Annotated in this window: 26 protein-coding genes; 12 read left to right on the top strand and 14 right to left on the bottom strand. The window is 68.6% G+C overall.

Going from position 1 to position 24,985, the window contains the following annotated elements; all coding sequences use genetic code 11:
* Nucleotides 1–38: 38 nt before the first annotated feature.
* Entirely contained in the window at nt 39–1,037 is a 999-nt protein-coding gene (locus tag ACZ49J_RS33690) for an SRA domain-containing endonuclease (RefSeq protein WP_467450437.1), read from the top strand.
* Between the two features lie 27 nt (nt 1,038–1,064).
* Nucleotides 1,065–2,039 (top strand): hypothetical protein, encoded by a 975-nt coding sequence (locus ACZ49J_RS33685; RefSeq protein WP_467450436.1) that lies wholly within the window; start codon nt 1,065–1,067, stop codon nt 2,037–2,039.
* On the opposite strand, the gene ACZ49J_RS33680 is transcribed toward ACZ49J_RS33685, so the two are convergent.
* The gene (locus tag ACZ49J_RS33680; protein ID WP_467450434.1) at nt 1,994–2,665 is read right to left on the bottom strand and encodes an ATP-binding protein; all 672 of its coding nucleotides are present in this window, start codon (nt 2,663–2,665) and stop codon (nt 1,994–1,996) included. The genes ACZ49J_RS33685 and ACZ49J_RS33680 overlap by 46 nt on opposite strands.
* Nucleotides 2,666–2,868: 203 nt before the next feature.
* Here ACZ49J_RS33680 and ACZ49J_RS33675 point away from each other — a divergent pair, with 203 nt between their 5' ends.
* Both ACZ49J_RS33675 and ACZ49J_RS33670 read left to right on the top strand, forming a co-directional pair.
* Nucleotides 2,869–3,717, top strand: a complete 849-nt coding sequence (locus ACZ49J_RS33675; RefSeq protein WP_467450433.1) for a helix-turn-helix domain-containing protein — start codon at nt 2,869–2,871, stop codon at nt 3,715–3,717.
* Complete coding sequence (locus tag ACZ49J_RS33670) at nt 3,714–3,908, top strand: DUF397 domain-containing protein (RefSeq protein WP_467450431.1); 195 nt, start codon at nt 3,714–3,716, stop codon at nt 3,906–3,908. The genes ACZ49J_RS33675 and ACZ49J_RS33670 overlap by 4 nt, the downstream gene beginning before the upstream one ends.
* A gap of 145 nt (nt 3,909–4,053) precedes the next feature.
* On the opposite strand, the gene ACZ49J_RS33665 is transcribed toward ACZ49J_RS33670, so the two are convergent.
* The gene (locus ACZ49J_RS33665; protein ID WP_467450430.1) at nt 4,054–4,677 is read right to left on the bottom strand and encodes a TetR/AcrR family transcriptional regulator; all 624 of its coding nucleotides are present in this window, start codon (nt 4,675–4,677) and stop codon (nt 4,054–4,056) included.
* A 50-nt stretch (nt 4,678–4,727) separates the two neighbouring features.
* Here ACZ49J_RS33665 and ACZ49J_RS33660 point away from each other — a divergent pair, with 50 nt between their 5' ends.
* Nucleotides 4,728–5,681 (top strand): NADP-dependent oxidoreductase, encoded by a 954-nt coding sequence (locus ACZ49J_RS33660; RefSeq protein ID WP_467450428.1) that lies wholly within the window; start codon nt 4,728–4,730, stop codon nt 5,679–5,681.
* A 261-nt stretch (nt 5,682–5,942) separates the two neighbouring features.
* Here the strand turns inward: ACZ49J_RS33660 and ACZ49J_RS33655 are convergent, their stop codons facing one another.
* A complete protein-coding gene (locus ACZ49J_RS33655) occupies nt 5,943–6,689 on the bottom strand; it encodes an SDR family NAD(P)-dependent oxidoreductase (RefSeq protein ID WP_467450427.1) in 747 nt (248 codons plus the stop codon).
* Between the two features lie 94 nt (nt 6,690–6,783).
* Here ACZ49J_RS33655 and ACZ49J_RS33650 point away from each other — a divergent pair, with 94 nt between their 5' ends.
* Nucleotides 6,784–7,392 carry a TetR/AcrR family transcriptional regulator gene (locus tag ACZ49J_RS33650; RefSeq protein WP_467450425.1) on the top strand — a complete coding sequence of 203 codons (609 nt, stop codon included), beginning with the start codon at nt 6,784–6,786 and terminating at the stop codon, nt 7,390–7,392.
* A gap of 267 nt (nt 7,393–7,659) precedes the next feature.
* Here ACZ49J_RS33650 and ACZ49J_RS33645 read toward each other — a convergent pair whose 3' ends face one another.
* Nucleotides 7,660–10,233, bottom strand: a complete 2,574-nt coding sequence (locus ACZ49J_RS33645; RefSeq protein ID WP_467450423.1) for a galactose-binding domain-containing protein — start codon at nt 10,231–10,233, stop codon at nt 7,660–7,662.
* A 520-nt stretch (nt 10,234–10,753) separates the two neighbouring features.
* On the opposite strand from ACZ49J_RS33645, the gene ACZ49J_RS33640 reads away from it, so the two are divergent.
* The 3 genes from ACZ49J_RS33640 to ACZ49J_RS33630 all read left to right on the top strand — a co-directional run bounded on the left by ACZ49J_RS33640 (nt 10,754) and on the right by ACZ49J_RS33630 (nt 12,994).
* The gene (locus ACZ49J_RS33640; protein ID WP_467450422.1) at nt 10,754–11,215 is read left to right on the top strand and encodes a GNAT family N-acetyltransferase; all 462 of its coding nucleotides are present in this window, start codon (nt 10,754–10,756) and stop codon (nt 11,213–11,215) included.
* 173 nt (nt 11,216–11,388) lie between these two features.
* Nucleotides 11,389–11,862: a carboxymuconolactone decarboxylase family protein gene (locus ACZ49J_RS33635; protein ID WP_467450421.1), complete on the top strand. Its 474-nt coding sequence runs from the start codon at nt 11,389–11,391 to the stop codon at nt 11,860–11,862.
* 208 nt (nt 11,863–12,070) lie between these two features.
* Nucleotides 12,071–12,994 (top strand): RNA polymerase sigma-70 factor, encoded by a 924-nt coding sequence (locus ACZ49J_RS33630; RefSeq protein WP_467450420.1) that lies wholly within the window; start codon nt 12,071–12,073, stop codon nt 12,992–12,994.
* Nucleotides 12,995–13,324: 330 nt separating this feature from the next.
* Here ACZ49J_RS33630 and ACZ49J_RS33625 read toward each other — a convergent pair whose 3' ends face one another.
* From ACZ49J_RS33625 to ACZ49J_RS33615, 3 genes are all read right to left on the bottom strand, one after another.
* Nucleotides 13,325–14,836, bottom strand: a complete 1,512-nt coding sequence (locus tag ACZ49J_RS33625; RefSeq protein ID WP_467450419.1) for a DEAD/DEAH box helicase — start codon at nt 14,834–14,836, stop codon at nt 13,325–13,327.
* A gap of 88 nt (nt 14,837–14,924) precedes the next feature.
* Nucleotides 14,925–15,128 carry a cold-shock protein gene (locus ACZ49J_RS33620; RefSeq protein WP_467450418.1) on the bottom strand — a complete coding sequence of 68 codons (204 nt, stop codon included), beginning with the start codon at nt 15,126–15,128 and terminating at the stop codon, nt 14,925–14,927.
* A gap of 192 nt (nt 15,129–15,320) precedes the next feature.
* Entirely contained in the window at nt 15,321–15,965 is a 645-nt protein-coding gene (locus ACZ49J_RS33615) for a hypothetical protein (RefSeq protein WP_467450417.1), read from the bottom strand.
* A gap of 324 nt (nt 15,966–16,289) precedes the next feature.
* On the opposite strand from ACZ49J_RS33615, the gene ACZ49J_RS33610 reads away from it, so the two are divergent.
* A complete protein-coding gene (locus tag ACZ49J_RS33610) occupies nt 16,290–16,685 on the top strand; it encodes a VOC family protein (RefSeq protein ID WP_467450416.1) in 396 nt (131 codons plus the stop codon).
* Nucleotides 16,686–16,718: 33 nt separating this feature from the next.
* On the opposite strand, the gene ACZ49J_RS33605 is transcribed toward ACZ49J_RS33610, so the two are convergent.
* Complete coding sequence (locus tag ACZ49J_RS33605; protein ID WP_467450415.1) at nt 16,719–17,132, bottom strand: SgcJ/EcaC family oxidoreductase; 414 nt, start codon at nt 17,130–17,132, stop codon at nt 16,719–16,721.
* Nucleotides 17,133–17,263: 131 nt separating this feature from the next.
* On the opposite strand from ACZ49J_RS33605, the gene ACZ49J_RS33600 reads away from it, so the two are divergent.
* The gene (locus tag ACZ49J_RS33600; protein WP_467450414.1) at nt 17,264–18,250 is read left to right on the top strand and encodes an LLM class F420-dependent oxidoreductase; all 987 of its coding nucleotides are present in this window, start codon (nt 17,264–17,266) and stop codon (nt 18,248–18,250) included.
* 85 nt (nt 18,251–18,335) lie between these two features.
* Here ACZ49J_RS33600 and ACZ49J_RS33595 read toward each other — a convergent pair whose 3' ends face one another.
* The 4 genes from ACZ49J_RS33595 to ACZ49J_RS33580 form a co-directional block, all read right to left on the bottom strand.
* Nucleotides 18,336–19,055 carry an alpha/beta fold hydrolase gene (locus ACZ49J_RS33595; RefSeq protein WP_467450413.1) on the bottom strand — a complete coding sequence of 240 codons (720 nt, stop codon included), beginning with the start codon at nt 19,053–19,055 and terminating at the stop codon, nt 18,336–18,338.
* A 77-nt stretch (nt 19,056–19,132) separates the two neighbouring features.
* Nucleotides 19,133–19,618, bottom strand: coding sequence for a DUF2267 domain-containing protein (locus ACZ49J_RS33590; RefSeq protein ID WP_467450412.1), 486 nt, complete (start codon nt 19,616–19,618; stop codon nt 19,133–19,135).
* Between the two features lie 192 nt (nt 19,619–19,810).
* Entirely contained in the window at nt 19,811–20,230 is a 420-nt protein-coding gene (locus ACZ49J_RS33585) for an Hsp20/alpha crystallin family protein (RefSeq protein ID WP_467450410.1), read from the bottom strand.
* An 86-nt stretch (nt 20,231–20,316) separates the two neighbouring features.
* Nucleotides 20,317–21,300 (bottom strand): GlxA family transcriptional regulator, encoded by a 984-nt coding sequence (locus ACZ49J_RS33580; protein ID WP_467450409.1) that lies wholly within the window; start codon nt 21,298–21,300, stop codon nt 20,317–20,319.
* A 408-nt stretch (nt 21,301–21,708) separates the two neighbouring features.
* Between ACZ49J_RS33580 and ACZ49J_RS33575 the strand changes: the two genes are divergently transcribed.
* On the top strand, nt 21,709–22,215 hold the full coding sequence (locus ACZ49J_RS33575) for a protease (RefSeq protein ID WP_467450407.1): 507 nt from the start codon (nt 21,709–21,711) through the stop codon (nt 22,213–22,215).
* Between the two features lie 27 nt (nt 22,216–22,242).
* Here the strand turns inward: ACZ49J_RS33575 and ACZ49J_RS33570 are convergent, their stop codons facing one another.
* Nucleotides 22,243–22,707: a hypothetical protein gene (locus ACZ49J_RS33570; protein ID WP_467450406.1), complete on the bottom strand. Its 465-nt coding sequence runs from the start codon at nt 22,705–22,707 to the stop codon at nt 22,243–22,245.
* A 756-nt stretch (nt 22,708–23,463) separates the two neighbouring features.
* Entirely contained in the window at nt 23,464–24,948 is a 1,485-nt protein-coding gene (locus ACZ49J_RS33565; RefSeq protein ID WP_467450403.1) for an MFS transporter, read from the bottom strand.
* Between the last annotated feature and the right edge of the window lie 37 nt (nt 24,949–24,985).

Raw genomic sequence — 24,985 nt, 5'->3', positions numbered from 1 at the left:
CCGCATCTGATGTCAGAGCGATCAGCTAACGTCAGAGTATGGACTTATCTTCGATCAAGCCCGGGCTGGTGACCACGCGCGCCGAGATGAAGGAGGTCTTCGGCGGAGGGCCCCAGGGAGGGATCATCCCGTCCACTACCACCCCCAACATCCTGATCTACGTAGATCACGACAGCGGCAAGAAGTTCGGCTACGAGGATGGCTGGCTAGAGGAAGAGGACGAGCTGGGGCCCGTGTTCGAGTACACGGGCCAGGGCACCCACGGAGAGCAAACGTTTCTGGGGCAGAAGGGCTCCGGCAACGCCGCCGTCCTGTACCACGCGGACGCTGGCAGGGCTCTGCGAGTCTTCATGGCAGCAGGAAAAGTTCCTGGCTCCAAGTCTGACGCCAAGCAGCAGCGATACATCGGCGAGTTTGCATTGGACTCAAAGAAGCCGTACACCGTGCGCGAGGCGAAAGACAAGAAGGGGGAACGACGCCTCATTATTGTCTTCCGCCTGCGGCCCGCAGGGATTTACGAGCGTCTCGCCATGGACGTCATCACGCCCGCGGAAGAAACCGACGCTCATCCGGTCTCGGCAAAAGTAGCCGCAAGCAGGATACGCGAGCCGAAGATGGTCGATCCCAAGAGGAAGCGAGCTTCGGAGAGCAGGCGTGCCGCACAACCAAGCCTCATAGCCGACCTCCGGCAAGCAGACTTACGTGATCAGTACCTTCAGGAGCTCGCGAGACAACAGCACGATGTCTTCGCTTACCAAATAAAGATTGCAGGCACGACAACCATCCTGAAGACCGATCTCTATGATGCCACCGTGCACGAACTGTACTCGGTGAGAGGCGAGAGCAGTCGCGAGGAAGTGCGCACAGCGATAGGTCAACTCAAAGACTATGTTCGGCACATCAGGCCGCGGAACCCCAAGCTCTCCGTACTGCTTCCCGAAAAGCCGCAAGAGGACTTGCTGAGCTTTCTCCACGCAGAGGGAATAGACCTCGTGTACCAGAATGAAACCGGATACACGAGGTGCGCAGCCAAGTAGAACTGTTCACACCCGCTTGGAGTCACGATGGCCAACTCAGCAGAGCATGACTTCCTCTCAGACGCGGCTCTCCGTATCATGGAGAGCGCCTCAAGATCTACGCTATTCGGTTACACAGAAGGCCAGCGTAAGCTCTTCGATTTTTCATGTGACTTGAAGAGGGACTGGTCGAAGGTCGTCGCAGGACAGACTCTGTGGAAGCACGGTGGTGATGGAATCGACAAGGACCTCAGAACTTTCCTCAACGAGGATGACATTCACGCCGCCGTGTACATCGCACGCCACGAAAGCAAGCACCGCGCTCGCTTCACCGAAGTGACCCAGTCATACCTGAAGGGTCCCTACCGGGATAGACTGTCGCGCTTACGCGTCTTCTGGGTCCCGGCAGACTTTAGCGCGAAGAGTGAGCGAGATAAGAAGTCAGTGTACGACCATCTGAAGGAAGAGATAACAAAGGATCTCCTCCTTCAGGTCGCTCTCGGAGGACTCACTTCCCAGGATGTGATGCGCTTCTCGTCTTCAAAGCGCCCCGGCCTCCCGATCGCCATTCTCTCGCATGTCAAGAAGCATGGGTACAGGAACCATAAGCACACAGCCAAGGAACTGAACGCATCCATAGACTCCCTCCGGTTCGAGACGGAGCGACTCTTCATCATCGGGTTCCTGGGAAGCGAGAGCCTACAGGGCGGCCTGTACCACCTCACTGACAGCGGAAATGCCATGCTCGATATCTGCTCGCGCTTGCGTGACTACCTTAGCGGAAACCTCGGCGACAGAAACGAGAACAAGGAGTTCGAGCACATCTCCAGCTTGCTCGGCATCGACTACCCCTCGATACCGACGACAACTCGCCTGATAGGCAAGGACGTAGGGATAGACATACAAGACCCCACAGCTCTTCTGTTGCAGCACGTGGCCCAGGCCGACGCTGACGGCTCGACGGAATGGCCCAAGCCCTACTTCGCGCTCCCCTCGGCCTCCGAGACCGCCGCCTCGAAGTGAGTCTGAGCGCGGTCGAGTGCCTCGTCGGCGTCGCATCCGTGCGCCCGCAACCAATGAAGCACATCGGCGATCATGTCGATCGCCGCTTCCTCCGCCACTGCCACACTGAGGCCACCAGAGCTCGCTGGCTGCGGTAGGAGCACCCGTTCGTTCTCGTACATACTCAGCAACGCCTCAGCTCGGGTCACGCGGAGGCCTCCGCAGTGCCCGTCCACAGCGGGCAATTCCGTGGCCACCTCGCACCAGGTCACCTTCTTGTCGGACTGGAGTTGGACGCCCCATCTGTCGGTGATGGCATCGATGAGGGCCATTCCACGGCCTGACTCGGAGTTGGTTTCTGCATCGACGAGGACGGGCAGAGCGCGCGTGTCGGGGTCGTGGACCTCGACACGCAGGCGGGTACCGCTGATGGAGACAACGAGAGTTGCCGGAGTGCCTGCCCCGACGTGCGTGATGACGTTCGAGACGAGTTCACTGAGGCAGAGCTCAGCGTCGTCGATGACGTCGTGCAAACCCCAGAGACCCAAGTGCAGCCGCATGATGCGGCGCAAGGACGCCACCTCTTCGGCCTGCGCCACGAACGGAAGGCTCCAGGGCTTCCTCGTCACGCCTACAGTGCAGCTCATCGCTCAACCCCTCCGGATCCAGGTCGATTCGCAATGTGCAATCGATCCAGCACACAGAGTTGCATTGAGACTCTCAGAATGGAACTCTCACCTTGCCTGCGCGGAAGCTCGCTCATGTAACGCACGCCCCCGGCGTACGCCATGTTGCAGGCGACCTCCGTCACGCTCCACGATCTGACAGATCGACATGAAGGGCCTGAAGCATGACAGTTGGACCTACGACGCGCAGGCGTCAGTTGGGCGCTGACCTGCGTCGTCTCCGTGAGCTCAAGGGGCTGACCCTTGAGGAAGCGGGCGCACGTGTCGGCATCTCCAAGGCGACGCTCAGTCGCTACGAGACAAAGGAGGGAACAGTTAAGTGGCCGGCCGTTGATGCTCTTTGCCGCGAGTACGACGCCTCCGATGAGGAACGTCTCGCGCTAGTCGAACTCGCGAAGGGAGCCAAGATCCAAGGCTGGTGGCGGTCACTAGCCGACCCCATCCCCGAGTCCATGAACCTCATGCTCACGCTTGAGGATGAGGTCGTACGCGAGGACCACTACGCCTGCATGTACGTTCCAGGCCTCCTCCAGACCCGCGCTTACGCCGAAGCTGTGCATCGCGCTTCGGAAGTGCAGTGCCCAGAACGAGAAGTGCAGCACATGGTCGACATCCGCATGAAGAGGCAAGAACTACTGGAGCGCGACGAGCCTCCACACATCTGGTGTGTGATCGATGAGGCCGCCGTAAGACGCGTTGTTGGTGGCCACCAGGTCATGCGCGATCAGCTACGCCACCTGCTCGAGATGTGCAAGCGGCCCCACATCACGGTCCAAGTACTCCCCTTCTCAACGGGCGCCCACGCTGCGGCAGTCGGAAGCTTTGCGATCCTCCGTGGGCCAACGCCTGAGTTGGACGTGGTCTATGCAGACCTCCTTGGCGGCGGGCTCTTCATGGAGAAGCCCCAGGAACTGGATCGCTATAGGTTGGCGTTCAGATACCTGAGCGCACAGGCGCTCGACCTCGAATCCTCCAAGGCACTTATCCACCGCATAAGCCAGGAGCCCTCATGACGACGCCGCCCGCCCTCCACTGGTTCAAGTCCTCTTACAGCGGAGGCAGCGGAACCGAGTGTGTGGAGTGTGCGCGCAGGACTGACAGCGCCCTGGTTCGCGACTCCAAGCGCGTTAAAGGACCCGTGATCACCGTGCGAAGCCACGCTTGGCAGACGTTCATACGCGCGCTCCAGGATCGTCTGATCTAGTGGTAGCTGGTGTGGAGTTGCTGTGCCCGGCCCGATGCCTACTGAGCCCGCGTTCCTCATCTCGTCTATGGCGCCACCAGCCGTGACGTCGCCGTCGCCGAGTACCGGGGGCGCCTCCGCGGTCAACGCCCCAGCGGTCACAGCACTAGCCTCTGGAGAGTGGCAGCCGGACGGCCGGCGGAAGCGGTGTCGGGACGGGGTTGGCCTGGAAGGACTGGATCATCAGGGCCGCGAAGCGGCGCGACGCGGCCACCCTCATCTCGGGTGACTCGGCGCGGATGCCTTCGTTCGCCATCAGCGCCAGGCTGATGTCCTCCAGCACGAAATCCGCCCGCAAGGAGCCCACCGCCTTCGCGCGCCGTACCAGTTCGAGCAGCAGACGCAGCGTGCGATCGCGCTCCGCGGCGAAGTCGGCCGCTTGGGGAAGCTGCGATGTGAAGGCGCGGGCGAAACCCCGGTCGAGGGCATGCATCTCCATGAGCTTCTCGATCACCGTGCAGAACCCGCGCCACGGGTCGGCCGCCGCCACACCTTCCTCCACGACCGCCGAGCAGGAGGCCATCTGCTCGGCGAAGGCCTCGGTCAGCAGGGCTTCCTTGGTCTGGAAGTGCCTGTAGACAGTCGCGACACCGACCTGGGCGCGACGGGCGATCTCCCGGATCGGCACGTCGAGGCCCTCGGTGGCGAAGGCCAGCCGGGCGACCACGAGGATGCGCCCGCGGTTGTCGCGAGCGTCCGAGCGGAGCTTCCTTACCACTTCGGTCGTCACCGCTCTCACTTTAGCCAAACGGACGGGGTGCTCCGTTACGGTCGGCGCGCATGAGAGCAGTTCAATTCACTGAGTACGGCCCGCCCGGCGTTGTGCACGTCGCCGAGGTGGAAGCCCCGCACGCCGGGCCGGAGGAGATTCGCATCGCCGTCAGGGCTTCCGGCATCTCGCCCGGGGAGACGTACATCCGCTCCGGGACGCTGCGTGACGTGGTCCCCACGAGGTTCCCGTACCGGACCGGATTCGACGCCGCTGGCGTGGTGGACGAGGTCGGTGACCGGGTCACGGGCGTGCGGATCGGCGACGAGGTGTTCGGCATGACCACCACGGCCGCCCGCGGTGCCAATGCCGACTTCGCGGTGCTGGCCGCCTGGGCGCCCAAACCGGCCGCGTGGAGCTGGGAGGAAGCGGGCGGCGCCGCGGGCAGCGTCGAGACGGCCACCCGGGTCCTCGACCGTTTCGCGGTGGGTGACGGACACACCGTGCTCGTGCAGGGCGCGGCCGGTGGGGTGGGCACCATCGCCGTCCAGCTCGCGGTGGCCCGCGGCGCCACTGTCATCGGTACGGCGAGCAAGCACAACCACGGCTTCCTGCGTTCCCTCGGCGCGCAGCCGACGACGTACGGGACGGGGTTGGTCGAACGGGTCCGCGCGCTCGCACCGGCCGGAGTGGACGCGGTGTTCGACTGCGCCGGAGGAGCGTTGCCGGACCTCGTCGCCATCGCCGGCGACACAGCGCGGGTGGTGACGATCGCCCCCGACCTCACCGCAGCCGCCCACGGCGTACACGTGTCGCACTCAGCGCCGGCCGACGAATCCAGTGCGGCGCTGGGAGCCCCCGCCGACCCACTGGCCTTGCACGGCCTCACGACCGCGGTCGCCCTCGCCGACGAGGGCCGGTTACAGGTACCGGTCGCGGCGGCGTTCCCGCTCACCGAGGCCGCGGCCGCGCACGAGTTGAGCGAGAGCCGCCACGCCCGCGGAAAAATCGTGCTGGTGAACTGATCGGGGGCCCGTGGCCGGTCGCGAAGACCGGCCACGGGCCTGATGCCGTGCAGCGGGCTGGAGTCGCCCGCCGCACGAGTTGTCGCAGCCCGCCCCCATGCCCGCACCCGGCTCGGTCATTCCATCCACTCACCCTTTTCGACAGCTGACAGCAGCACCGCTGTCAGCTGTCGAAAGAGTGTTTGTCGCGGATCGTCGCCGGTCGTTACGGCGCCGCCGGCGATCGCGAGGGATGTCGCGCGCGGGTCTGTCGCCCGCGGGTCAGAGCTGGTTCTCGCCGCCGTCGACGTACAGGTTGGCTCCCAGGATGAACCCGCTCTGCTCGGAAGCGAGGAAAGCCACCACGTTGGCGACCTCGTCCGGGCGCCCGATCCGGCCCAGTGGGACGTTTTCGGCGAAATGTGACTTGGTGACGGGCGCGTCTCCCGCTGTCACGGCGTCGAGCGCGGGAGTGTCGATGGTGCCCGGGGAGACCACGTTGACCCGGATGCCGCGGCCCTTGAGTTCGTTGGCCCAGGTACGGGCGTAGGACCGTATCGCGGCCTTGGAGGCCGCGTAGGTGCCGAACGCCGCGACGCCGTCATCCGCGCGTACCGAGGAGTTGAGGATCACCGACGCTCCGTCGTTGAGCAGCGGCAGCGCCTTCTGCACCGTGAACAAGGTGCCCCGGACGTTGACGCCGAAGGTCTCGTCGAAGTGCTCCTCGGTGACCTGTTCCAGCGTCGCGAACGACGCGGCGGCGGCGTTCGCGAACAGCACGTCCAGGCCTCGGCCCCGGGCGCGAACCGTGGCGTAGAGCCGGTCCAGGTCGGCCAGGTCGGCGATATCACCCACCACCGGGGTGGCCCGTGCCGAGCCGATGGTCTCGACGGCCTCGTCCAGCACGGCCTTGCGCCGGCCGGTGATGAACACGTGCGCGCCCTCGGCTGCCAGCCGCACAGCCGTGGCCAGGCCGATTCCGGTGCCGCCGCCGGTGACGACGGCGGTCTTGCCTTCGAGCTGTCCCATGCGAATGACCTCCACATACTTCTGTACCGATCGATACTGAATGGGACCGTAGCACATCTGCACCGATCGATACGGAAGAGGTATGATCGACCGCATGGAGAGGCGTCAGAAGGCATCGATCGGCAGACCGAGGGGTTTCGACGCCGACGAGGCCCTCGAACAGGCCATGCGGGTCTTCTGGCAACAGGGCTACGAAGGCGCCAGCCTCACCGATCTGACCAACGCCATGGGCATCACGCGCACGAGCATGTACGCGGCCTTCGGCAACAAGGAGGATCTGTTCCGCAAGGCTCTGGAGCGCTACACCGAAGGCCCTGCCTCGTACGGGGCCCGGGCCCTGCGGGAGCCGACCGCCCGACAGGTGGCCACCGCGTTCCTCAACGGCTCGGTCCGGGCCACCACTCGCCCCAACTGCCCCACCGGGTGCCTCGGCGTCCAAGGCTCCCTCGCCGCCGGCGACACGGGAAGCAGTGCCCGCGACACCCTCGCCTCCTGGCGCAACGAGCACACCTCCCGCCTGCGCGACCGGTTCCGGCGAGCCGTCGACGAAGGCGACCTGCCTCCCGGTACCGATCCCGAAGTACTCGCCCGCTACCTCATGACCGTGGCGAACGGCATCGCCGTCCAGGCCGCCGGCGGCATCCCCCGCGACGAGCTCCAGCAGGTAGCCGACATGGCCCTGCGGAACTGGCCACCTGCCTGACGGCTCTGACGGCTCTGACGGCCGAGGGTGCCGGCGGAGGATCTTCTGGCCCTGCTCGGCGGCAAGGCCTTCAACGCCAACCTCATCGTGAACCGGCGCCGAGTCCTGCCGCTTCGCAGCCGGCCGCGCGCTCGGCGGTCCGGCCGGCCCGGCCCGGCGCCCGGCCCGCGAACGGGCCCGGCGCCAGCCGTTCGGTCTCCGGGGAGAGCGCCGAGGAGCGGCCTGGAAGGATCCTCGCCGCCACGGCCGGGCCGGTCCCGTCGGTCCTCACTTGCCGTAGACGGAGACCTCGTAGAGCCCGCGGGCCCAGTCGGCCTCCTTCCCGTGGGCGAGGTCGAACGACTTGTACACGTCGAGCTTGACGTACCGGTACGAACCGGTCAGCTCGTGGCTCTGGTGGCCGACACGGTTGTTCTGGGTGTTGTCGACGAGTTCCGTCCAGCGCGTTCCGTCGTTGCTGGCGGAGACGGTGTAGCGGTGGACGTTGTCCGAACCGCCGACCGTCTTGAACGAGAGCCCGATCCAGGCCAGCTTGTGGCGACCGCCGAGGTCGACCTGCCAGGAGAAGGGGAGCCCCGCGCTCTTGTAGTACTGCTCGATGTCGTCGTAGACGCTGACGTCGCTGTCCTTGCCGTCATTGGCCTCGGTGGCGTCGTAGTGCCGGTAGATCCCGGTCTTCTCCTGTTCGGGTGTGGTCTCCCAGTCGCTCTGGCTGTCGGTGGGCGCGCCGACGGCGGCACGGACCTTGGGAGAGGCGGTCACCGGCTTGTTGAGGGAGAGCAGCTTCCAGTCCGGCTGCTTGACCTTGCCGTTCTTGGTGTCGAGGTCGAGTCGGGGGGTGGGCTGGAGCCTCATCAGGCCCTTGCCGCCGTTGCCGCTGTCGTCGATGGTCAGGGGCATCGCCACGTACGTCGACTTCAGCAGGAGGTCCGGGCGCCAGCGGTCGCCGATGTACACGTAGCTCGGCTTGCGGTCGGTACCGATGTTGAGGATCTTGGTGGGCTGGGAACCGTAGGTGGTGTTGTCACCGACGAGTTGCAGGGGACTCCACGCCTTCTGGCCGTTGCGGTAGCCGTACGCGTCCCGCGGCTCGCGGAAGCCCGCGTCCATGTCCTCGGTACGCCCGTACTGGGACTGGTTGGGGTACCAGCCGGACTGGTAGGACGTCATGAGGTAGATGTACTTGCCGGTTTTGCCGCCGTGGCGGACGAGGGCGGGAGCCTCGCGGTGCTCGCCGACGTACATGTCGTACTCCTTGTCGGGCACCACATCCGTGAAGGAGTCGTTCAGCTTCCAGACCCGCATGTAGATGTGGTCCTGCGCGGTGACGAGATAGGCCTCGCCGGTCTTCTCGTCCTGGTGGACGGTGAAGTCGCGTGAGCCGTACCCGATGTTGTCGCCCTTGCGCGCGGGGGCCGGGTCCTGGCCGTCCATGGTGTAGTACGTCTCCGCACCGTAGGAGGGGGAGAAGATCCGCAGCTCCTTGTAGCCAAAGGTGTCGTATGTTCCGGGGACACGGTTGATGACCGGCGCGAAGACGGGTACGTCCGAGGCGTTCTCGGCCACCTGGTACGTCACCGACGTGACCTCACTGGCCTTGCCGTCCTTCTCGCTGACCGCCTTGACGACGGTCCGCTTGCCGGGGGCGCCCGCCAGGGATATCCGCATTCCGTCGTGGTATCTCCGGCGCTGGGTGTTGTCCGGGGCGGACGGGTCGGACCCGTCCGTCGTGAAGTACGAGACCGCGCCGGCGGTCGCGCTGGTGACGAACGCGACGTCCTGGCTGTTGACCAGCACCACCGACGGATCAGACGACTCCTTCAGCGTCGGAGACACCACCGGCGCCACCAGTTGGTCGTGGGAGGTTCCCGGATCACCGATCGTGTACCGGGCCGTCATCGTGTCCGACGCCGTTTCCGTCGGATACCGCACCATGTAGTCGCGCGTGGAGACGTTGTAGTCCTTCACATACCGGTCGTACGCCGACGTGTCGAAGCCGGTCATCCGGACCGCCTTCGCCTTCACGGTCGTGTCGTGCGTGATGTCGTTCAACTGGTACGTCCACGAGTTGCCGGCCTGGCTCGTGCCGTAGTCGTCGTCACCGACGTAACCCAGCTTCTCGGGGGTGCGGGCGTCCGGGGCCTTGTACTGGAGGATCTTCGCCGGATAGTCGGCCTGCACGGGCTTGTAGGCGTGCTCCTTGTTCGCGGGGTCCTTGGCCGAGGTGTCGAAGTCCTCGACCGGCTGCCCGACGCGGTCGCCCATCGCGTCCGCTTCGGTGTTCCCCGCGCCGGGGCGGAAATGGCCCTTCGAGGTGATCGTGTAGGGGCCGTCGATGGTGCTGGAGGTCGCCACGACGACTTCCGAGGCGGAGTAGTCCGCGGCCATCTCCCAGTGGCCCCACAGCACGTACTTCTTCGTCTTCTCGTTGTAGAGCAGCTTCGGGCGCTCCACCTTCGCGTGGGTGAGGATCTTGTTGCCCCGGGTGTCCTCGGAGTCAACGGTGAGGATCTGCTTGACCTTCTGCCAGTTCTCCAGGTCCTTGGACTTGTACAGGTTCAGTCCGTTGAACCGGGCGTTGCCCTGGGACTTGTCCTCCCCCACCCAGTAGTAGATGTCTCCTCGCTTGAGGAAGCCTCCTCCGTGGGCCTCGATGGGGTCGCCGTTCGTGTCGTAGTAGGCCTGGCCGTTCGGGATGGCGTCGTACTTCGGGACGGCGTCGTACCGGGGGCGCGAGGTGGCGCTTCCGGGTGCGGAGGCCCCCGCGGCGGCGGGAAGAAGGCCGGTCAGTAAGGCGGCGGCGGTCACCACCACAGCCGCCGCCCGTCCAGGTCTGAGCATGTCTGAGTCAGATCCCCTCTGTGGTCTGCTGTGCGGGCCGGGTCGTGTGCTGTGCGGGCCGGGTCGTGTGCTGTGCGGGCCGGGTTGGTCGGTCGGTCGGTGCCCGGACGTCGTCACGTCCACCGCATGTTCACGCAAACATGCGTCGCGAGCATGACACTGCGGGCGGTACCGGACAAGGGGAGGAACGTCAGTTGTCCATCTGAACCTGCCGCCGCCATGAGTGCGCTGACGGGGTGTACGCCGCTCGCTGCCAGGCCGGACAATTGGGCGCTGAGTCTCACCGGCCAGTTGCGTGACATGGGGTTGTTCGGCCGCCGATGAGACTGAGAAGACAATCGCCAGGGTCGAGCCTTACGCCCCGTCCGTAGACGCCTTGTTCGCACGGTGGCGAAAGTGGTTGGTTGCGGCTGGGGGGCCTGTGGTTCCATGCCGACATGAACATGCCGAGCGCGGGGTCGCTGTGAAGAGGTCAGGTCCCTCGGTCCGGGCGCGGGCCGAGGGCGACGTCCAGGGATGTGTGAGGGTTCTCGCGGACGTCCATCAGGGTGATGCTTACCCGGTGAACTGGCCTGATCAGCCTGATGAGTGGTTGTCGCAGGCTTCTCTCCTGGGGGCGTGGGTCGCCGAGCTCGATGGTCGTCTCGTCGGCCATGTCAGCTTGTCCCGGAGCGGCGAAGGAGATCTGGCTCCCGGCTTGTGGAGCCGGCGGAGCGGGGCGAGCGAGGACTCGGCCGCGGTGGTCAGTCGGCTGTTCGTGGCGCCGCGGGCCAGGGGGCACGGGATCGGCGCACTGCTGATCGGCCGAGCCGTGGAGGAAGCACGACGTCGTGGCCTGCATCCGGTGCTCGACGTCGTGGCCTCCGACACTGCCGCGGCAGCCCTGTACGAGCGGCTGGGCTGGGAGCTGATGGCCACGGTCGAGCAACGGTGGAGCCCGTCCCAGCTCGTCTCCGTCCACTGCTACGCGGCGGCATCGTGACCTTGAGTGATCTCAAGTGCGGCGGCCTCGGGTGGTGTTGATTGCATGCCACGGAAACCAGTCCTTCGACGGGAAGAGACCTGGATCACATGCGTCCATGTCACAGGGCGCCGGGCTGTCTCGTCTCGGGGATGTAGCCACCGAGAGCCACTGAGAACCCGGAGGAGCACACCATGGACGCGCGACTGAACTACTTCGCCAGCCCCACCGCCGGCAAGGTCCTCAAGTACTTCATGTCGGCGGGCAAGGCGCTCAAGGACTCGTCGCTGCCGGTGGCGACGCAGGAGTTGGTGGCGTTGCGGGTGAGCCAGATCAACGGCTGCGCCGTCTGCGTCGACATGCACACCAAGGACGCTGCGGCTGCCGGGGAGACTGCGGTGCGGCTGCACCTGGTCGCGGCGTGGCGGGAGGCGACGGTCTTCAGCGAGGCCGAGCGTGCCGCGCTGGAGCTGGCCGAGCAGGGGACCCGGATCGCGGACGCGGCGGGCGGGGTCAGCGACGAGGTGTGGGCGCGTGCCGCCAAGCACTACGACGAGGAGCAGCTCACCGCCCTGGTGATGCTGGTGTCCTTCATGAACACGGCGAACCGGCTGAACGTCATCAACCAGCAGCCGGCCGGTGACTACGTGGCCGGGCAGTTCCACTGAGCGGCGGTTCGCCCGTTCCGGGGCCGGTGCTGGGCTCCGGCCCCGGCGCCCCAGGGGACCGAACCCGGCGCCCCAGGGCCCGGACCCGGCGCCCGGCCCTCCGGTCCGGGGCATTGTCCCGGGCCACCGGCGGACCGGGTGATCTTCAGGTTGCGGCCCGAGTCGCCGAGCGCGGCCGGGGAGGCGGAGAAGGCGAGGGGGATCAGGCGTGAGCAAGGTCGAGGAGTTCGAGGAGCTGCGGTCGCTGCTCTTCTCGATCGCCTACCGGATTCTCGGCAGCGTCGCCGAGGCCGAGGACGCGGTGCAGGAGACGTGGCTGCGCTTCAACGCCTCGGCAACCCGGCCGACGTCGACCAAGGCGTTCCTGTCCGCCACGGTGACCCGTATCTCGATCGACGTGCTGCGCTCCGCCCGTGCGCGACGGGAGGAGTACGTCGGACCGTGGCTCCCGGAGCCGCTGCTCACCGACCCTTATGAGGATCCGGCGCGCTCGGCGGAGCTGGCCGACTCGGTGTCGATGGCGTCGCTGCTGCTCCTTGAGCGGCTCAGCCCGCTGGAGCGGTCGGTGTTCGTGCTGCGCGAGGTGTTCGCCTTCGGGTTCGACGAGATCGCCTCGGCGGTAGGGCGGTCGGAGGCGGCGTGCCGGCAGCTGTTGGTACGGGCCCGGCAGCACATGCGGGCCGGGCGGCCGCGGTTCGAAGCGGACCGCCAGGAGCGGCACGAGCTGGCGACCCGCTTCTTCGACGCGCTGAAGAACGGCGACGTCGACGGACTGCGGCAGCTGCTCGCCGCCGATGTCCAGATCGTCGGGGACGGCGGCGGCAAGGCGCCGCAGCTGGCCAGGGCCGTCATCGGCGCCGACAACGTGGCCCGGCTGCTCGCCTCGGTCTACCCGCTGATGGCCCGGATCGACGTGACGTTCGAGCCGCACGAGGTCAACGGCCAGCCCGGCGCGGTCTTCCGCGACGGGGACGGCAAGGTCCTCCACACCATGGCCCTAGACGTACTCGACGGGCAGATCCAGACCATCCGCTCGGTGATCAACCCCGACAAGCTCGCCCACCTCGGGCCGGTGGCCGACGCGTGGGCCATCGACCGCGAGGTGAAGCAGGCCCGCCGACGCATGCGGTGACCTTGGGCCACCGGCCCTTGGCCGGCTCGCTCACCGGCCGCTCCTGTCAGAGGCCATGGGCGGCGGGCCGTCGGTCATCGGCCATCAGCCACCGGCCGTCAGCCGCCAGCCGCCAGCCGCCAGCCGCCAGCCGCCAGCCGCCAGCCGTCGTTATCGGCCGTCAGCCATGAGCCATCGACCGTCAGCCATGAGCCGTCAGCCGTCAGCCATGAGCCATCGACCGTCAGCCATGAGCCGTCAGCCGTCAGCCATCGGCCATCGGCCGCCAGCCATCAGCCGCCAGCCATCGGCCATCGGCGTCAGCCATCAGCCGCCAGCCCTCGTTATCGGTTATCGGCTGTGGGGCGGCTGATTCGTTCGTCCGGTGCGGTTGTGCGCGCTGGCGCTTTGGCCCCGTCGCCGGTTCGGCCCCGCCACGGCTTTGGCCCCGCCGCCGGTTCGGCGGCGGCGGCCGGACCGCGATCGCCTGCCCGGCTCGGTGCCGGGCTGCATGCCGGGCTTCCGGTCCGGGCGGGACGCCGTCGGCGTCGCCGGCTGGGGGACCTCGATCGTGACGGCCACTCCGGACGGCTCGCGGGCGCCGGTGATGGTGGACAGTTCCGCGTCGTTCGACTTGATGCGGGCCGTCCGGGGGCGGATGCCCGCGTCCGACATGAGCCGGGTGACGTCACGTTTCTGCTCGGGCAGGACCAGGGTGACCACGCTGCCGGAGCCGCCGGCGCGGGCCGTGCGGCCGCCCCGGTGGAGGTAGTCCTTGTGGTCGGTGGGGGGATCGACGTTCACGACGAGGTCGAGGTCGTCGACGTGTATGCCCCGGGCCGCCACGTTCGTGGCCACCAGCGCGGTGACCTGACCGTTCTTGAACTGCTCCAGGGTGCGGTTCCGCTGCGGCTGGGAGCGGCCTCCGTGCAGTGCCGCCGCGCGGACACCGACAGCCAGGAGCCGCTTGGCGAGCCGGTCGGCGGACCTCTTGGTGTCGAGGAAGAGGATGACCCGGCCGTCGCGGGCCGCGATGCGCGTGGTGACGGCCTTCTTGTCGGTCTCGTCCTGGACGTGGAGCACGTGGTGCTCCATGGTGGTCACCGCTCCCGCCGACGGGTCCACGGAGTGGACGACGGGGTCGGTCAGGAACCGCTGCACCAGGCGGTCGATGTTGCGGTCCAGGGTGGCCGAGAAGAGCATGCGCTGTCCGTCGGGCCGTACTTGCCGGATCAGCTTGGTGATCTGCGGCAGGAAACCCATGTCGGTCATCTGGTCGGCTTCGTCCAGCACGGTGACGCGTACGGCGTCCAGCACGCAGTCCCCGCGTTCCACGAGGTCGTTGAGCCTGCCGGGAGTGGCCACGAGTACGTCCGCGCCGCGCCGGAGCGTGCCGGCCTGCTTGGCGATGGACAGACCGCCGACCACGGTGGCCAGCCGGAGGTTCACCGCCGTGGCGTAGGGGGCCAGCGCGTCCGTCACCTGCTGGGCGAGCTCGCGGGTGGGCACCAGCACGAGGGCGAGGGGTGCCTTGGGCTCGGCGCGCATTCCGGCCGTGCGGGCGAGGAGCGCCAGCCCGAACGCGAGGGTCTTGCCGGAGCCGGTGCGTCCGCGTCCCAGCAGGTCGCGGCCGGCCAGCGAGTTGGGCAGGGTGGCGGCCTGGATGGGGAAGGGGGTGGTCACGCCCTGCGCGGTGAGGGTTCTCAGCAGCCCCGCGGGCATGTCCAGAGCGGCGAAGTCCTCGACGGGGGGAAGTGGGGGTGTCGTGCTGTCCGGCAGCCGGAAGTCTTTCGGCGACGACACGGACGGTCGGTGCGACGGCGACGAGGCGCGCCGGTTCGGCTTCTGGGGCCTTCGGGACATGCGGTGGTCTGCCTTCCTGGAAACAGCACAAACCGGGGTCCGCACCATGACGGTGCGGACCCCGGTGAGCGGAATACGCGTCCGGCGATCAGGCGGGGATGATGTTCTCCGCCTGCGGGCCCTTCTGGCCCTGCGTGACGTCGAAGGAGACCCGCTGGCCCTCCTGCAGCTCACGGAAGCCCTGGGTCGCGATGTTCGAGTAGTGGGCGAAGACGTCGGGGCCGCCGCCGTCCTGCTGAATGAAGCCGAAACCCTTTTCAGAGTTGAACCACTTCACGGTTCCCTGTGCCATGACTTTCTCCTTCTGTAGGCAGAGGCCCCATCCGGAGATGCCGGAAAAAACAACTAATGCGCCCGATGGAGAAACATTCCCGTCAGGCGCACATAGGTTCATGGGTACCACAACTGCAACTCCGAAACCGTAGCACAGCCCGGTCTCCCGTGCTGGACGGCCGAGGCGTCGCGCACCGGGACGGGGTGGCTTTCAGCCTGAGTGGGGAGTGGGAGTGTGCGGCGCCTCCTCCGGCCGTGCCTCCTCGGGACGGCTTTGCGTCACCTTCCATCCGTGGTGGGCGAGATGAGTGGTGAGGAGCTGGGCCATGACGGCGGCCGCGTCGTCGGTGTTCAGCAGGCGGTCGGCCGCTGGATCCCCCTGGGGGAAGGGGAAGTGCCCGGGCCGGCCGACGGCCCGGGTGAAGAAGTCGCACAAGACGTCGAAGAACTCCTCGTCCGAGCGATCGGGAGCGGTCTTGCCCAGCGCCGTCAGGCCGGCTTCCACGATGGCGTTGACGTGTCGTCGGCGCGCGTTTCTCTGGTGCCGAGCCTCGCTGGAGGCGCTCTCCTCGGACGCCTCCACCACGCGGAACCTGTCGGGGTCGCTGCCGGGTCCGCTGCTCGGCCAATGATCCCCTTCGCGGGCCCGCACCAGGGCTTCCTCGATCGAAGCCGCGTGAACGTGGTGCACCCGCCTGATCCCCTCTTCGGTGCTCTCCAACTCCACGCGGTAACGGTGCACGTCGTTTCCCCACGCCTCGTGCGATTTCTCCGGAGTGCGCTTCGGGCCATCGGGCCCGGCCTCTTCCGGGACCTCAAGCCCGTTCGCGCTCTGATGCGATGTTGGCTCGCTCATTCACTCTCCCTGGGTGGGCCTCTGCGACTTCCGCCCGCCGGCCGGGGCGACGGTGTCCGGCCCGGCCGTCGCGAGGGACTGTACACTTCGTGTATACGCAGAGTGTATAGATGCGGTGTGGAGATGATGCGTGGAGAAGCGGTGCGAAGAGGGGGCACGGAGTGACTTGCGCAAGGACAGCCGGGGGCCCCGCAATTCGATGGTGACTGCGAGGGGGCCGGCACTACTCTGCGCCGAGCACGCCGCGCCGATCACCGGCGTCGCCCATGCCGTCATCGTTCCCCCGCGGCCCCAGCGGCCGGCACTTGACCCGGAGGTCCTGACGTGACCAGCAAGTTCACCGAGCTTGCGATCGACTGTGCCGATCCCCACCGTCTCGCCCGGTTCTGGTGTTCGGTCCTTGGCTACGAAGTGCAGGAAGAAGACGAGGACGACGGAACTGTCACCATCGGCTCGCCCGTGGTGCCTGCAGGCAGGAACCGCCTCGGCCCGGTGCCGCCGACGTTGACGTTCGCGCCCGTGCCCGAGGGAAAGACCGTCAAGAACCGGCTGCACATCGATGTCAGCCCGACCGACAGGGAGCAGGACGAAGAAGTCCGCCGCCTGCTCGACCTGGGTGCCCGTCACGCCGATGTCGGCCAGACCGGTGAGGAGAGCTGGGTCACGCTTGCGGATCCGGAGGGGAACGAGTTCTGCGTCCTCGCGGGCCGCCACCCCTGAGCGGCAGGCCCGCGAGGATGCCGTCCCCCGGGCTCAGTCGGTCCGGACCTCCGTGTTCTGGCCGGTGTGCAGCAGCCATGTCCCGTCGTCCTGCTTGGTCATGACGTAGAGCGGGCTGCCTTCCGAGTCGCCCTCCGCCGAGTGGTAGACCTGCCGGACCTTGACGGCCGCCACGTCGGCTCTGAGGAACTGGATGTGGGATGCCTCGTAGGTGACCTCGCCGCTCCACGTCGCGGTGGGCAGTACGGCGCGGGTGAACTCGGCGATCGCGTCGAAGCCGATGAGGACCTTGCCGTGGGCGGTGGTCCAGAGGGCCTCGGGGTGGAAGAGCGCGAGGAATCCCTCGGCGTCCCTGGCCCTCTGGGTGCGTTCGACGGTGGCCACGATCTCTTCTATGGCCTTGATGTCTTCCGTTTCGGTGTTCATGTCTGCCGTTTCGGTGTTCATGCGGACCACTCTCGTACCTCAAGTGAGCTTGAGGTCAAGGGGCGTTGGCGGTGTTGGAGGTGTTGGGGTGCTGGGGTGTCGGGTGTGGGGTCCCAGGGCCCGTGCCGCGTACGGCAACTACCGTGCCCTCCATGGACATCAGTGTGGTCGCCGCGGCGCGTGAGGACGACAGGCCGGTGGACGAGCCGTTGCGGGTTGCCGTGGTCGCCGACCGGCTCGGGTACCGCGAGGTGTGGGTGGGTGAGGGGCCGACGTGGGACGCGTTCGTGCTCGCCACGGCGATCGGGGGTGCCACCGAGCGGGTGGCGCTGACGGCCGGGCCCGTGCCCGTGTCCGTGCGTGATCCGTTGACGATCGTCAGGGGCGCCGCGTCGGTCGCCGCCGTCACCGGCCGGCCGGTGGGGGTGGCCCTGGGGACCTCCAGCAAGAGGGTGGTCGAGGGCGTTCACGGCCGGCCTCGTACCCGGCCCGCGGCCGCCCTCGCGGAGAGCGCCGAGGCGGTGCGCGGGCTGATGCGCGGTGAGCCCGGTGAGGCGATCGTGCCCGGGAGTTCCTTCCGGCGGCGGCACCGGCCGCCGGGCGGGGCGGTGACCGTGGCGGCATTCGGTGACCGGGCGATCGCCACGGCCGCCGAGCACGCCGATCGCATGCTGCTCGATGTCGTCTCGCCCGAGCAGGTGCGGGCGCTGCGGGGCAAGTTGAACGCGGCGGCGGATCGGGCGGGGCGGACGCCGCCTTCGCTGGCCGCCTGGCTGCCCGCGGCCGTCGATCCGGAACCGGAGTCCCTCACCCAGATCCTGCGGAGCGTCGTGGGCTATCTCACTGTGCCCGGGTACAGCGACGTGTTCGCCGACGCCGGTTACGGCGAGGCGGTGGAGCTGGCGGCGTCCGGGGCCGACCCGGACGCCCTGCTCGCCGCGCTCCCGCCCGAGGCCGCGAGCACGGTCGGGCTGGTGGGCGGCGCCGCCACCGTGCGCGCCCGTATCGACGCGTACGCCGCGGCCGGGCTGGACGAGATAGCGCTGGTACCGGCCACGGCCGGCGACCCTGGCGGGGAACGGACACTGACGGCGCTGGCCGGGCGGGACCGGGGCCAGGGCCAGGGCTGCACCAGGTAGCCGGAGCGTGAACACTTTCCGGGAAAGTGTTCACGCTCCGCCCCTCACCTGTCCCCCGGCCTCCGCCACGGGGTCCGGCTACGAGTCACTGCAGGAGGAAGACCCGCAGGGCGGTGTACAGGCGTTCCGGCTGGTCGAGGTGTACGTCGTGGCCGGCCCCGTCGATGGTCGCGAGTTCCGTGGACGGGCGGCGGGCGAGCATCTCGGTGACCTCCTCATCCGGCATGGTGCCCTGCGCCCCGCGTACGAGCAGGGTGGGGCAGGTGATGAAGGTCCAGGCGGGCCAGTACGCGGTGGTGGCCAGTTCCGCGATCGCGGCGAGCATCGTGGCGCGGTCGACGTCCGGGTGCTGCCCCCTGTCCAGCCAGGCGGCGATCTCGGCGGGGAGGGTGGGGTTCGGGCCGCCCGGGCCTGCCTCGACCAGGACGAGGGAGTGGACCAGGGCCGGGTGGGCGGCCGCGGTGAGGAGGGCCGTGTGGCCGCCCAGGGACTGGCCGACGAGGATCACCGGCGCCAGGTCCAGGGCGTGGATCACGGTCAGGGCGTCCTGTACGGCGGCGGCTCGGGTCATGTCCTTCGGCTTACGGGTGCTGGAGCCGTGGCCCCGGGCGTCGTACGTCACGATCCTGTGCCCGTCGCGGAGGAGCGGGGGCAGGAGGGCGTCCCACTCGCCCACGTGCCCGGCGAGGCCGTGCAGGAGGAGCAGCGGCGCGCGGCCACCGCCCGAGCCTCCTTGGACGCGGTACGCGAGGCGGGTGCCGTCCGGGGTGGTGAGGTGGCCCGTCGTGGGGGTGGGGGTGGTCACGAGTGGTCACCGTACGGGCGTCGCGGGCGCCGTGCGCGGTTTTTCGCGCCGGCGCCCGAGGGGGATGGTGAGGGGTGTCAGGAGGTGTGCGTCAGCTCCGGGAGTCCGAACAGCAGGGCGTACCCCTGCGGGAGTTGGGCCAGTACGCGGTCGATCAGGGGGGCGCCCACCATGCGCGGAAGGGTACTGAGGACCGAGCTGACGTCCCAGCGGGCCCTGGCGGGGGTGGGCGCCTCGATCCGGGTCGCGATGTCGTCCACGAACTCGGCGGCCACCAGGGCGTGTGCCACCGGGGCCCGGGACGTGACGAGGCGCGCCGCTTCCTCGGGCAGGCTGCGCGCGAGTTCGGCGCGTGTCTCACCGGTGACGTGGCCGCCCAGGGCGGGGAGGACGACGCGGGTGACGCGGGCCGCCTCCGCGGTGGTCGCGTACTGACCCGTGTCCCGTATCGCCTCGACCAGTTCGTCCCAGGTCGGGCGCTGGCATGTGCCGGGCGTGTTCGCCGGGTCACGGGGCGTCGTGGGCGAGGTCGTCGTGTTCTGGGGTCTCGTGATGGCAGTCATCGTCGGGGCTCCTCCGGTCCAGTACCGGTGCCTGTGGTTCCGGTTCCGGTTCTGGTCCGAGTGCCCAGGTCTGCGGCATATGTACCGGTTTATCGGGCTTCCGGTTCATGCCGCGCCCCCGTGGCGTACCGGGGGCCGCCGCCAGGTCGGCGGGCGTTCGCCACGGGGGCGGAGCGGGACGGGTCGGGACCGTCAGCGGTCGAGTTGCTTCTGGCCGCCGCCGCCGGTGATCTGGATGCGGCGGGGCTTGGCCTGCTCGGCCACCGGGATGCGCAGGGTCAGTACGCCGGCGTCGTACGAGGCGTCGATGCGCTCCGTGTCGAGGGTGTCCCCGAGGAACAGCTGCCGTGTGAAAGTGCCGGTGGGGCGTTCGGCCGCGATCATCTCGGCGCCCTCGGGCGCGGGAGACCGGCGCTCGGCACGCACGCTCAGGACGTTGCGCTCGACGTCCAGGTCGATCGTCTCGGGGTCGATACCGGGGAGGTCGAAGTGGACGATGAGGTCGTCGCCCGCCCGGTAGGCGTCCATCTGCATCGCCGCGGGACGGGCGGCGCCGAAGACCTGCTGCGTGAGCCGGTCGAACTCACGGAAGGGGTCCGTACGCATGAGCATCACAGGTCACTCCTTTCGTTCGGGTGTGGTTGCGATGCCCTCGCCTTCTTATATAGCTCGGCGGTAGAAAATTGACAAGCCTGGACTCAAGTCTGGTAGGGGGCAGCCCCTGGTGCCGTGGCGCCCTCCCGGGCCCGGAACGCGCGCCGGTACGCCTGCGGGCTGATCCCGACCACCCGCTTGAAGCGGTCGCGGAACGCCGTCGGGGAGCCGAAGCCCGCCTGGTGGGCGATGTGCTCGACGGCGCGGTCGGTGTTCTCCAGGAGGTGCTGGGCGCGGCGGACGCGGGCCCGGTGCAGCCACTGCAGCGGGGTCGTGCCCGTCTGCTCGCGGAAGCGGCGGTTGAGGGTACGGGCACTCGTACCCGCCTGGGCCGCGATGTCGTCGAGGGTGAGGTCCCGCCCGGCGTTCTCCTCCATCCAGTGCAGCAGGGGCTCCAGCGTCGCGCCGGCCGGGGCGGGGGGCTGGGCGTGGAGGATGAACTGGGCCTGGCCGCCCTCCCGCTCCAGCGGCATGACCGACATGCGGGCCGCGTGGGCGGCGACCGCGGAACCGTAGTCCTTGCGGATCATGTGCAGGCACATGTCCATCGCCGCGGAGGCGCCGGCCGAGGTGAGGAACTGGCCGTTGTCGACGTAGAGGACGTTCGGGTCGACGGTCACCTTCGGGTACATGGCCGCCAGGTCGGCGGCGGCGATCCAGTGCGTGGTGGCGCGCCGGCCGTCGAGCAGGCCGGTGGCGGCGAAGACGAACGCGCCGACGCAGATCGAGGCGATGCGCGTGCCGGTCGCTGCCGCGTCGCACACGGCCTGGGCGACGCCCGGGGGGAGCGGAACGGTGGGATCGGCCGTGCCCGGGAGGATGATCGTGTCCGCTTCGGCCAGAGCCTCCAGGCCGTGCGGGGCGCGCAGGGTGAAGTGGCCCGCGGTCACCTCGTCGGCCGGGGAGCACACCTTGATGCGGTAGGGCGTGCGGCCGTCCGGCAGTCGGGCCCAGGTGAAGGTGTCGATCGGGGCGGAGAGGTCGAAGGGGATGACCTGGTCCAGTGCCAGGACGGCGACGGTGTGCATGGGGGGAGCGTAGTGGCGTAGTGGCGGGGTTCGGGGTGTGCGACGGGTTCTTGCCACGGGGTTCCTGCCGTGCGTGATCGCCGCGGGGTTCTTGCGGTGGCGGGTGCCTCGGGGTGCCTCGGGGTTTTCTTCGCCCCCGCCGCCCCTACCCGTCCCATCCCCGAGGGCTCCGCCCCCGAGACCCCGGGTGGGGGGAGCTGGGGTGGTGGGTCGGCTGCGGGTGGGGGGTGGCTGGTCGCGCAGTTCCCCGCGCCCCAACCACGCGCGTTCCCCGCGCCCCCGAGCACGCGCGGTTCCCCACGCCCAAAGAACGCGCGGTTTCCGGGCGGTCGGTGGCTGGCGAGAATCCGTTGGACCGTGGCGATCCCGCCGCTTTCTCGTCCCCCGGACGCCCCGTAGCGTCACCCCGTGACCAAGCTGCTCCTCTCCCTCCACGTCATCGCGGCCATCGTCGCCGTCGGCCCCGTCACCGTCGCGGCCAGCATGTTCCCGCCGAGTGCGCGGCAGGCGCTGGCCGAGCCCGGCAGTGAGCGGGCCGTGTCGGCCGTGCGGCTGCTGCATCGGATCTGCAGGGTGTACGCGGGCCTCGGCATCGCCGTACCCGTGTTCGGGCTGGCCACGGCAGGGGCCATGGGGGTGATGGGCGACCCCTGGCTGATCGTGTCGATCGCGCTGACGGTGGCGGCGGCGATCGTACTGGTGGTGCTGGTGCTGCCCCGGCAGGAGGAGATCCTCGACGGGCTGGCCACCGCCTCGGCCGGCGCCGTCCCCGAGCACGGTGCCGGCTCCGCGATCGCCGTCGTCAGCCCCAGGGCCACCGTTCAGCTGGCCATGTTCACCGGGATCTTCAACCTGCTGTGGGCCGTGGTCACCGTCCTCATGATCGTGCGGCCGGGCTCCACCACGGGGGCCTGACCGCACGCACTTGTCAGCGGTTCCGGCTCACGACGAGCCCCGCGCTCCCGTCACCCAGCCGTCCTCGACCGCATCGGCCCGGAAGCGCCGGGCCACGGAGGCCGTGACCAGGACGCCCGCGCCGATCACCAGCGTGAAGAAGGCCCAGGTCAGTGGCCAGACGCCCGCGTCCGGGGGCTCCGGGTGGCTGCGGAAGGAGACGTACATCAGCGTGGCCGGCGGCACCGCGGCCACGAGCAGCGGCCAGGCCAGGGCGTCGCGGTGGCCGAAGTAGGCGGCCAGCGCGATCAGGGCGACGCCGAGGACGGCGAGGCCGGGGCCGGCCACCGGAGTCGTCTCGCTGAGGGAGCCCGGGAACTCGACGCGGTTGCGCAGATCCCAGGGCAGACAGAGCAGGTACAGGGCCACGGCCAGAGTGGCGCCGAGCAGGCGGGTCAGCCAGCGTTCCGGCCAGGGGCGCGTGCGCAGGGGGCTCAGCAGCTTCTCGGTCATGCGTACGAGGGTTCCTGGTGGGGTGACCGTGCGACAGAGTACGGGTACTCAGAGGGGCGTACTCAGATGTACTCAGACGCCGGGTTGTGCGGCGGGGGGTTTCTCGCCCCCGCCGCCCCTACCCGTCCCATCCCCAGGGGCTCCGCCCCTTCGCCCCCGGCCAAGGAGGCTGCGCCCCCTGGACCCCCGTCCTTCGGGGCTCCGCCCCGGACCCCGTTTCAGGGCCGCCCCCGAGCCCTCGCTCCTCAAAGGAGCTGCGCTCCCGGACCCAGTTCGGGGGCACCCCCGGACCCCCGCTCCTCAAAGGCGCTGCGCCCCCGTACCCAATTCGGGGGCCAACCCCCGGACCCCCGCTCCTCAAAGGGGCTACGCCCCCGTACTCAGTTCGGGGGCCAACCCCCGGACCCCCGCTCCTCAAAGGCGCTACGCCCCCGTAACCAGTTCGAGGGCCAACCCCCGGACCCCCGCTCCTCAAAGGCGCTACGCCCCCGTACCCAATTCGGGGGCCAACCCCCGGACCCCCGCTCCTCAAAGGGGCTACGCCCCCGGACCCCCATCCTTCGGGGCTCCGCCCCGGACCTCGTTTCAGGGCCACCCCGGGCCCTGTTTCAGGGCCACCCCGGGCCCCATCCTTTCGAGGCTCCGCCCCGGACCCCGTTCGGGGGCCGGCCCCCGGACCCCCGCTCCTCAAACGCCGGAGGGACTAAAAGATCGGCTCCAACGCCGGAGGAGCTGAATGGGGGCTGAATGATCAGCTCAAACGCCGGAAGGACTGGACGAGCGTGACGTCTCCGTCGCCGACAGGGGGCGGGCGATGTCCTCCAGTGAACGGCGTTCCGCGTGTACCGCCAGGACCGCCGCCACCAGGCCGGCCGCGCACATCAGGGACGCGCCGATCTGGAAGGCGAGGACCGTGTCGCCCACGACGCCGGACTCGGTGAGGTCGGCGAAGATCAGCGGTCCGGTGATGCCTCCCGCCGCCGTGCCGATGGCGTAGAAGAAGGCGATGGCCATCGCGCGGGTCTCCATGGGGAAGACCTCCGAGACGGTCAGGTACGCGCTGGACGCTCCGGCCGAGGCGAAGAACAGCACCACGCACCAGCACACCGTCAGCGTCGTCGCGCTCAGCGAGCCCCGGTCGAAGAGCCAGGCCGTGCCGAAGAGCAGGACGCCCGACAGCAGGTACGTCGACGAGATCATCACCCGGCGGCCGACGGTGTCGAAGAGCTTGCCGAGCAGGAGCGGGCCGAGGAAGTTGCCGGCCGCGATGAACGCGAAGTAGTAGCCGGTGTCGGAGGTGGAGACGTCGTAGAACGTGGTCAGGATCGCGCCGAAGCCGAACGTGATCGCGTTGTAGAGGAAGGCCTGCCCGATGAAGAGGGAGAAGCCGAGGGCGGCGCGCCTGCGGTAGGTGGAGAAGACGGTGCGGGCGATGGTGCCGAAGCCGATGCTGCTGCGCTGGCGGATGGTGATCTCCTGGGTCGCCGGGGGCAGCCGGTGACCGGTGTCCGCGGCGACCTTGGCCTCCACCTTCGACACGAGCCGTTCCGCCTCCTCCTCCCGGCCGTGGATGAGCAGCCAGCGGGGGCTCTCCGGGACGTTGCGCCGGACCAGCAGGATCACCAGGCCGAGGACGACGCCGAGGGCGAAGGTGAGGCGCCAGCCGATGTCCGCCGCGAAGAGGTTCTTGTTGAGCGCGAGGATCGACAGGAGGGAGCCCCCGATCGCGCCCAGCCAGAAGCTGCCGTTGATGACGATGTCGACGCGGCCGCGGTAGCGCGAGGGGATCAGCTCGTCGATCGCGGAGTTGATGGCCGCGTACTCGCCTCCGATGCCGAAGCCCGTCAGGAAGCGGAACAGGAAGAACCACCAGGCCTCGAAGGAGACGGCGGTCAGGGCGGTGGCACCGAGGTAGACCGCGAGCGTGACCATGAAGAGTTTCTTGCGGCCGAAGAGGTCCGTCATGCGCCCGAAGAACAGCGCTCCCGCGCAGGCGCCCGCCACGTACAGGGCGGCCGCGATGCCCGTGATCTGCGCCGACGAGATGGCGAGGCCGCTGCCCTCCTCCGCGAGGCGGCCGGCGATGTTGCCGACGACCGTGACCTCCAGCCCGTCCAGGATCCAGACGGTGCCGAGTCCGATCACGATCGTCCAGTGCCAGCGCGACCACGGGAGGCGGTCGAGGCGGCCTGGTATGTCGGTGGTCACGGTACGGCCGGTCTCGGCCTGCGCGGTTGTCATGGGCTCCCTCCACGTCGAGTGAACCCGAGCCGGGTCC

The organism is Streptomyces sp. NPDC030840, from assembly GCF_055572015.1.
This window is presented reverse-complemented; position numbering and strand designations above follow the sequence as displayed.